This is a genomic window from Myroides sp., from assembly GCF_032073645.1.
In the GTDB taxonomy this organism is placed as follows: Bacteria; Bacteroidota; Bacteroidia; order Flavobacteriales; family Flavobacteriaceae; genus Flavobacterium; species Flavobacterium odoratimimum.
The window spans coordinates 1-9,237 of record NZ_DAMANB010000041.1; the positions used below are offsets into that span (position 1 = coordinate 1).

At 31.2% G+C, this 9,237-nt stretch carries 7 protein-coding genes and 1 pseudogene; 2 read left to right on the top strand and 6 right to left on the bottom strand.

The genetic code is table 11. The features are described 5' to 3' along the window. Positions 1 to 56 precede the first annotated feature (56 nt). The 5 genes and pseudogenes from RT228_RS17710 to RT228_RS17730 form a co-directional block, all read right to left on the bottom strand. Positions 57 to 218, bottom strand: a pseudogene (locus tag RT228_RS17710) (RidA family protein); the annotation flags it as partial. A 91-nt stretch (positions 219 to 309) separates the two neighbouring features. Continuing rightward, entirely contained in the window at positions 310 to 876 is a 567-nt protein-coding gene (locus tag RT228_RS17715; protein WP_313139167.1) for a Crp/Fnr family transcriptional regulator, read from the bottom strand. Between the two features lie 627 nt (positions 877 to 1,503). After that, the gene (locus RT228_RS17720) at positions 1,504 to 2,967 is read right to left on the bottom strand and encodes a two-component regulator propeller domain-containing protein (RefSeq protein ID WP_006261650.1); all 1,464 of its coding nucleotides are present in this window, start codon (positions 2,965 to 2,967) and stop codon (positions 1,504 to 1,506) included. A 367-nt stretch (positions 2,968 to 3,334) separates the two neighbouring features. Further along, positions 3,335 to 4,324, bottom strand: a complete 990-nt coding sequence (locus RT228_RS17725; protein ID WP_313139169.1) for an ornithine cyclodeaminase family protein — start codon at positions 4,322 to 4,324, stop codon at positions 3,335 to 3,337. A 298-nt stretch (positions 4,325 to 4,622) separates the two neighbouring features. Continuing rightward, positions 4,623 to 5,267: a response regulator gene (locus RT228_RS17730; RefSeq protein WP_006258401.1), complete on the bottom strand. Its 645-nt coding sequence runs from the start codon at positions 5,265 to 5,267 to the stop codon at positions 4,623 to 4,625. A 151-nt stretch (positions 5,268 to 5,418) separates the two neighbouring features. Between RT228_RS17730 and RT228_RS17735 the strand changes: the two genes are divergently transcribed. Further along, complete coding sequence (locus tag RT228_RS17735) at positions 5,419 to 5,643, top strand: hypothetical protein (RefSeq protein WP_006258400.1); 225 nt, start codon at positions 5,419 to 5,421, stop codon at positions 5,641 to 5,643. Positions 5,644 to 5,770: 127 nt separating this feature from the next. Here RT228_RS17735 and RT228_RS17740 read toward each other — a convergent pair whose 3' ends face one another. Further along, entirely contained in the window at positions 5,771 to 7,684 is a 1,914-nt protein-coding gene (locus RT228_RS17740; RefSeq protein ID WP_232234309.1) for a tetratricopeptide repeat-containing sensor histidine kinase, read from the bottom strand. A 1,012-nt stretch (positions 7,685 to 8,696) separates the two neighbouring features. Here RT228_RS17740 and RT228_RS17745 point away from each other — a divergent pair. Next, the gene (locus RT228_RS17745; protein WP_006258397.1) at positions 8,697 to 9,176 is read left to right on the top strand and encodes a GNAT family N-acetyltransferase; all 480 of its coding nucleotides are present in this window, start codon (positions 8,697 to 8,699) and stop codon (positions 9,174 to 9,176) included. Positions 9,177 to 9,237: the final 61 nt, after the last annotated feature.

A 9,237-nucleotide genomic window follows, 5' to 3' on the forward strand; every position in this document is an offset into this window, starting at 1 on the left:
GGATAATGTAGAAGAATAATTAGATCTCACTAGATGTACTTGCTCGGGTGCATACGTAGAAGCTGAGTTTTCATATCAGCATTACTTGAAACACCATTAGTGTCAATGGCTACTTGACCAGAGCAGTATAGTGTACTTTGAACATTTTTGACTTCTATTGCTTGAGTGTAGTTACGCTCGAATTGCCATTGCCAAGGATTAATAGCTGTTTTTATCATCTTGCATTCTTATTTTAAGTTATAGCGCAAATTTGCAACTAAACGCTTAAATCAGTAGTTGAGCTATATCACAAATAAAAAGTGAGGAAGATCACTTTAAATCTAATCGGCTTAGTGTTTCTCTTGAGACACCAAGATAGGCAGCTAATAGAGATTTTGGCACACGTTGCATAATACCAGGAAAACGCTCTTGAAGTTCAAAGAACCGCTCTGTAGTATTGTTTATCATCATGGATAAAATACGCTGCTGTCCTGCAATAAATCCCTTGTGCGTTTTATCTAAAAAGAATTCATTTATTACAGGAAGTTTTTTTCTTAGTCTATTATATCCTTCTAAATCTAAAGCATAGACAAGCGTATCTTCAATACATTCTAAACTCATGCTTGCTAGAGATTGGCTGTAGAATGCTTTTAGATCCGTTTCCCACCAACCTTCCATTGCAAAGTCTACAATATGCTCTTTAGCATTATCATCAGTATAAACAAGTTTTAAAAGACCTGTATCAATAAAGAACAGATAAGGTACAGGTTCTCCTTCTTGAATTAAAAAATGATGTTTTTTATATTTTTTAAAAGTAAAACAAGATAAGATAAAATCGAACTCCTTTTCTGTTAAGGAAACTTCTTGTTCTATCTGCGCTTTAAGAAGACTACTCATATCATTTAGTTCTATCGAATATTATAAAGAAAAGTGAAAGCGATAAAGGTATTAATTTCCATACTCTTTATCCATATACTTCTTTCAACTTATCTAGATAACAAGCTCTTGATTTTATCTAGAGTGAGTATTCTAGATCTTTGTCCAATCGGTTTGATTTGGGAAGCTTACACTTATGATTGAGTAAATAAAAAATGGCCAACTGATTTATGACTCAAATGGTAATTTTGGTTAAGGAGGGTATATTGAGTAAGCACTGAGTATTGATTGACAAATTGGAAAAGCTTTACAAAGTATTGAAATAGGAAGAAAGCAATTTTGACAAACTTGTCAATTCTGAACAAGATATTGAGATTGTTTTTTGTGAAGGAAAAGAATCAAAAGGAGAAGCAGGAGAAACTGATAATGGAAATATTACAGTAGCACTCTGATTAAATTCCCATGACCTGAAAATCACGGAGTGCAAAACATTACCTATCAAAGCGAAGTTTATTTTGTTCTTAAAAAAGTGTTATTCGGATTTAATAATTTAAATTAATCACCTATAAATAAGTGAGTTATTAATTAGATGAGTAGGTTTTTTTAGGTTTAGGAAGTTTTTAGTGATTATGGAATCACTAGTAAAAATCACCTTTTTTCTAATTTAACAAGGCCTTGGTCAGTAGCTAAATATAGATTATAGTTTTTATCAAAAGCCATATCTGTAATTTTAGAGGTAGGGAGCATTGAGTTTTTGCTGTGATAATTCTCCCAAGTGTTTTTCTTTAAATCATACCTAATAAGCCCTGCATTAAAAGTGGCAATCCATAGAATATCATCTTCGTTGTCGTAAAGTACTTTAGTTAAAGAAGTATTAGTAGCAATTCCTGAGTTTTCTAAAGTATACTTAGTATAGCTTCCATCTGTACGATATATGATGAAATCCGTATACATTTCTTCTCTCTTTTTGGTTTCAAAATCATATAAGGATAAAAAGAAATTTCCTTTTTTATCTTCATCGAAATTGGTAATGGTTTTCTTTTTTATAATAGCGGGAAAAGAATCAGAAGGAATTGGTTTATTGTGTTTATCCATTACAATAGTTCCACTAGAGGTACCAATCCAAAGTCTGTTATTTGAATCTCTTTGTGTAAGGTATATGTGAGTTGAAGGAAGTTCTTTTATTTTTTTTTGATTTATAAAATTCCATTTTTGATTCTTATAAATAGCAACCCCTTCAGGTGAGCTGACAAAAATTTCTTTAGAAACAAGATTATTACTCATTCTTATAACGTATGTTTCTTTGGATAGACCAGTATTGTGCTTTTGCCATTTATGCTCTTGTATAGAATATATTTGTTCATTGCCATATAACCAAACTATATTATCCTCATCAATTAAAATTTGTGAGTACCCAGACTCATTATCATTAAAAGGATCACTATATTGAATTTCTTTAAATTCTTGTCCATTAAAAGTTAATAGCTCAAAATAGGATATTAACCAAACCAATCCAGAATTGTCTACAGCAACTCCCATGATGTCATTATCTAACAGATTAGAGTTTCTAGTATCCCAAACAGATATTGTATAATTAGATAGATTTTCATTTTTGTATTGGTAGGTTTTGTTTAATATTTTAGGGGCCGTGGGCTGATCATAGTTTTTTTCAAATTCAGTAAAATCTACTCTAACAATCTCACCAGATATAGTATTGTTTTGAATTTCAAAGACAACGTTTATAGAGGTCTTTAGTTCTATTTTACCATCTGTTATAGAAGGAGTCCACTTTTTAAACTTGTTTAGTTTTTTAATTATTTTTTTTGTCACTGTACTATTTGATTCATCTGTGTGACTTATAACACAACCAGTTTTATTAGGAGCTACTAAAACCTGAAATCCTATTCTTCCAGTAAGCTTATTAAGATCTAACTCTTTGTTTAGCTCTTGTTCAAGTTTCGTAAAAGCTTTTTGATCATACCCCGCTAATGTATCACCACAGTCAAGGCAGAATCTATCTATTTTACAGTTTTCTACTTTTACCGGGTACAAATACTGTCCATATGTATTAATTCCAATTAGGAGTAAAGAGAATAATAGTATTTTTTTCATTGTTGATTAGTCGTTTTTTGTGTAAATAAGAATACCTTATATTTACTCGCAAATCTAGTAAATATAAGGTATGAAGAAAATCTTTCTTAAAAGAACCTAATAGTTATTTAAGTAACTTCTAAAGCTTCTTTGAGATGACCTAAGGTTTGTTTACAATAGAATTATGGTAGATGGCATTCGCAAAAGAGATTTTTCTAAGTTATGGGTGGAATGTCGCCAGATGAAGCCAAAATGCAATTGAAAAAACGCCTTATCGATATTGATAAGACGTCTTTTATACACTTGTTTAAGATGAACTAAGTATTGAAAAAAACACTTAGTTATATACTTATAATTAGATAATTTAAATTCTAGAAAGAAATCTTTCTTACATTTCTATAGAAGTACCTAAGTTTTCTCTACAAGCCTTGTCATAGGCATATTTAGCGGTAATTAAATCTTGGATTGCGATACCAACATTTTTAAAGACTGTTATCTCAGAGTCACTTGTTCTTCCTTGAATTTTATCTAGAATTAAATCTCCAATTTCTCCTTTGTAATTCTCCTCTGGTAATAATGCTTTTTCTAGTGGTACAAGGATATCAGCAGTTGAAGAAAAACAAGAATCTTCGTGATCTACAAACAAAGAACTATCCATAAAGATATCTTCAGGTAACTCATGCATAGTTGGGCTATAGGACCCAGCTGCGTTGATATGTACTCCTTTTTTGAGATGAGAAGTTTTAAATAAAGGCGTTGCAGAAGGGGTAACTGTACAAATAATATCTACATTAGCAAGTACCTCTAAATCATCTGCAGCTATAATCTCTACATCAGATTTGTCTTTGTAGTATTCGATGAATGTTTGAACGGACTTACTGTTCTTAGAACTACCAAATAGATATGCTTTTTTAATAGGCCTTTCTGCACATACAGCTTCGAATTGTGTATACGCTTGTGCTCCAGCTCCAAAAAGTGCCATTATAGAAGAGTCTTTTCTAGCTAAGTAACGAGTTGCTACACCAGAAGCACCTCCTGTTCTTAAGGCAGTAAGATGAGAACCATCCACTATTGCTTGAGTAAGGTTGTTTTCTGAATCAATTAATATAACTAGCCCTTGTATAGCAGGGTGACCATTCACACCACCTTGTTTGCGTATGCTTAAGAGTTTTACACCTGCTGTATTGATATTGGAAATTAACGATGGTTTAAAAAAGATATCTAGATAGTCATTGCCCAGACCTGTTATTACTCGCTCAGGCATCTCAGCTGTATTATTAGATAGTTCAACATAAGCATCCACAACCGTTTCTATTGCTTCTTCTATAGAAACCAATTGTTTTATGTCTTCTGAGTTTAATACTTTTATGGTATTCATACTTTATGTTTTTTGTTTAAAAAAATAGGTTATAAAGATTTCTCTTTTAGTAAAAGTTCTTTATAAATGAGTTTTATTGTTTTATAGAAAACAGAATGCTTTCTATGTATGATTGAGGTTTCAATTTATAAAAACCAGAAAGGATAACCAAATTTTTTTATTTGACAGTTTTCTTTAGAGTTAATTAAAAGGGGAGCTGTCTGAGTTTTACAGAAGCTTATATGTTAACCTAACAAAAAGGAACCACTTTATGGTGATTCCTATTTTATTTAAAAGATTGGTGTTGATAATTAGAAGGTTATATAAAACCTTGCTTTTTGGCTTCTCTCAGTAGACCACTATTTTCTGTTACATTAAAGACCTCTTTTAATAACCCGATATTGCGTTGTACAGAGCTTAGGCTTTTATGTATTAATGCTGGTATTTCTTGAACCTTGTACCCCTTATCTAATAACATTAAGATTTGGATATTGTCTTCTTGTAGTAAGACTGCGCGCTGATTCATAGATATTAGAGCTTGTTGTGCCTTATTAGATCTGTAGATATCTCCTTTTATGGTATTTTCTATAGCTAGAATGAGTTCATCTGTATTTACATCTGATTTTATTAATAAGGCGTGAGGTCTTACTTTTTTATGGATATTATAAACAATCGTAATCTCCTCGTGTGCAGTAATCACTAGTATTTTTATCCCATCATATTTCTCAGCTAAGAACTTAGCTAAGTCTATTCCATTCTCTATATCATTATAGGGCTTACCTATATTGTAATCTAGTAATAAAAAGTCTACTTTTTCTATGCTATCTACCAGCGTTATGGCATCTTCTATATTAGTAGCTTCATAGAAGACAGGAGCCTCATATTTGCTTTGGATAATAGCTTTATAGCCATTGATAATCATCGGGTGATCATCTATGATAAGGAATTTGTAAGATAGCTTCATTTATAAAAATTAACATTTTTGAAGTTTTTCAAGTCATTAGATTGAAAAACTCATTTGTATTTTTGAAAGGATGTAAAAAAGGAGTGTAGTATGGTACACTGCTTGTCATATAAAGTAAAAGTATAGAAGAAGAATAACAAAAGAAAATAATATGAACAAAAAAATTATTTATGCTTGTGCTGCTATCTTGAGTTTAACAGTTTACTCATGTAGTGTAGATCCTCTAGAGAAAGAAAGCAAACCTCTAAATGCTTCAGACTCATTTAAAGGAGGGGAGTTCAGTACAGTAAGAGATTCTATCCAGACAAGATCATTTGGACAAGAAATGGAAAGTGCGGATAATATTGAGAAGTCTGTTGACAAAGGAAAGAAATAGTATATACATCTGAATTAGTTAGTCTAAAAGATTAAAGATGTCATAGATTTATTCCATCTGTATATACGATGTCATCGAATTTATTTCGATTTTTTTTTAAGAGGTTATCGCATAGATAACCTCTTTTTTAATGAGGTATATTGATGATAATTACAGTTCCTTGAGTTGTCGAATTGACCTCTAGGGAAGCGTGGAGTTGTTTGGCTCTATTATTAATATTTTTGAGTCCATTGCTATTTCTAACTTTAGAATAGTTAAATCCTATTCCGTCATCTGTGATGGTTATTCTATCACTAGTCTCTGTTTTAAAGATAGAGATAATACAGTTTTTAGCATGAGAGTGTTTGATGACATTCTGTATTGCTTCTTGTAATATTCTATAGATATTTATTTTATCATCATAGCTAACCTTGTCCCATTTATAGTTTTTGGATATGATAAGCTGAAACTTCTGTTGGTTGGTACTGTTTTGGACCACTAGTTTGGAGATGATTTCAGAGAACCCTTGTTGAATAAACTCATGATTTTTGAGGTCATGAGAGATTAGCCTGATTTGATTCTGTACTTTTTCTATTTCGTGAAGTATAGGAAGGTTGTCTTTAGAATTCCCCAAACTTAGACGAACGATGAATAGAGAGTTAATGATTCCGTCATGTAACTCCTGACTAATTCTTTCTCGCTCTTTCGTTAAGACATCTTGAGATAATTGTTCCTGCTCTAGTAGGAGCTTGAATATTAGTTCTTTATTTTCTTGATCTTGTTTTAAGAAGGTGTACTTTTTTATTTTATTTCTATATAGAATAATGAATAGGAGAATAATAGCGATTAAGACAATGATGATAGAAGTAATTAGTAGTTGGGAATTCTCCTTTTTTAGGTTGACGATGTTCTTTTCTAATTTTTCGCTTTCGTATTTAATTCTTGCAAATTTATTTCTCTTACTGATCTGTAGTTTATTGATGCTATCATTAAAAGCATAATATAGACTAATGTATTTGGTAGCTTCTTGTTTGTCTGTTAAGCTAAGTGCTTTTAAACTTTTTAAGATAGTATTATTAGCCTTAGCTTTAGTTGAAAGTTGATATGCTGTTTTGTAGTAATTTATAGCTTCTATTGTGTCTTTTTTCTTTAGGGCGAGTTCACCAAGTCTAAAGTTGTTTGCTGTTAAGCTTTGTTTATAATTTTTTTCAAGACTTATTGTTAATGATTCATTTAATAATTTTTCTGCAATGTTTAGTTTATTTAAGCTAATGTTTAATGTTCCTAGGTTTGTTAATATGATTGTATATAATTCATTCTGTTGGTTTAGATCTATTAAATTATTATAACCATAGCTTAAATATGTTTCAGAGTTTAAATAAGATTTTTGGGTGTGATATAAAGTTCCTATGTTATTATAACAATGTGCTTTTGACTCTAAAAATTCTTCTGTTGATATTAATTTATTTTTATAAAGGTCTTCTAAAATATAGATGGCCTCAGAGTAATAAAGGAGTGCTTCATTAGGCTGTTGATTTAGATCTAAGATATTACCTAGGTTTAAGTTTATTTCGTAGAGCAATCTATCTTTTGGTAATCTTTCAAGAATTTCAAGAGCTTCTAATGCTTTGTTTTCAGCTTCATTATATAAACCTTCTCTAAATAAGACTATAGATTTATATTGTTGCATTTTAGCAACGTCTACATAAGATTTAGTGTTTAGGTATATCTGTTCTGCTTGGTCGAAGTATATGTATGCACTATCTAATTGCATTTTATAATCGTAGTAATCTCCGATGTACCACAATGATTTAGCGACTAGTAAAGAGTCATTGTTTTTAGTCGCTATTTGATTGATTTCCTTAGAGTATCTAAAGTATTGATCATATAGCTCTAGGTTATAAGCCTTAGAAGCAATATCGATCAGTTGTGAGCTTTTTGGATTTATGCTTTTAGTGATTGTAAATAAAGAGTCTAATGTGTGCTGATTTTCTATTAGTGATTTATCATTGGATTCGATATTATCTAATACTTTTTGATTGCTAAGGTGATTTGTTTTCACTGCTGTTTTTTGACAACCAAACATGCTTATAATTAGCAGGCTACACAAGATGTATTTTGCATAGTGTCTTACAGATATTCGCTTACAGTATTGGGTAAGAGTGTCAAGTAATGCTAATAGGAAAGAGGCAGAATACATGGTTAGAATTTTAAAAAGATTTAGGTTTGACTAGTATGATGAAGGCAACTCTAGTTGTAGTAAAAGTAGAATAAAAATATGTACATCACAACTATGAAGTAGAGGATAGAAGGTATTAGATGGGGGATTGACTAAAACTTGTTTATCTACTGAAACTGTATAGTGAAAATGGAGTAAAGGAATTGAGTTAAGATGTTGGATTCTAGTTCTTAATTCGTTGTTGTTGAGTGTAAAAGGCTCCTGTAATTAGTGTTTTATTAACATTTTTAAAGTTTTAAACTTATACTTTCTTAAAGTATGGCTGACGATAGAAGGTATAAGCGAGAACACCACTATATTTGTACTTGTAAATGCTAAGCAAATACACAAAGTTAGAAAAGCGTTATGAGAATTACTATATAACATGAAGAATGATACAATGTTTAGTAGTTTATTTTATTGACTGTTTGACCAATTGTTGTTTCCAGATACAAGGGCAGATAAGAATAAGTAGCTAACTATATTGTATACTATAAAGTCACTAAAAGGCGAAGATGGTAATTGTGGGGACAAATATTGAAATAGATTGTATGGTATGCTATTTTAATATAACCATCTGAGTCTACTACCTAATATAGGGAGTGACTTTATTTTTCTTCATTGATGAAAAGTATACTTTGTATCTTTTTAATTATGATAGCCTCTAAGGCTATATTCTTTACTTATTTACTACAGGAGACATCTGATTACACTTCGTAATTAATAGTATATTTGTCTCTAGTCTAAGGTTCCTCTTAAACAGAAAACTACAGTTGTAATATTTAGAGTCAACTATACACAAAGTGTTTGGTTGAGGGGGATCTTGGTTTAGTATCAAGAGCAAAAAAATCAGAATATGTTTTTAGAAGAATTATATCCGCAATATAAGATTGAGTTAATTGAGGATAAACAAGTATTGCCTTATTCTTTACTATTATTAGCGGATGAGACCGTTCAGGCGATAAATAAGTATGTATTCGATAGTGATGTCTATGTCCTAAGAGAGGGAAGTCATGATTTAGCAGTTTTCTGTCTTTTCCACATAGATCATGAGGTTGTAGAACTTAAGAATATAGCTGTGTCTGCTGAGCTTCAGGGCAAGGGAATAGGGAGTCTATTGATTAAGGAGATTATTAGACTTGCAAGAGTAGGAGGTTATCGTCAAATCATAGTGGGTACAGCAGACTGTGGAGTAGATCAAATACGATTTTATGAACGCAATGGCTTTGTGAAGTATGGTGTAAAGAAAGACTTCTTCATAGAGAATTATGATGAGCCTATTATAGAAAACGGTATTCAGCTCCGCGATATGGTTATGCTAAAAATGAGTATATAAATAAAAAGGGATCAACGTTAAAAGTTGGGGAGGAAAGTGTAAAATAATATCTTTGTGCTAT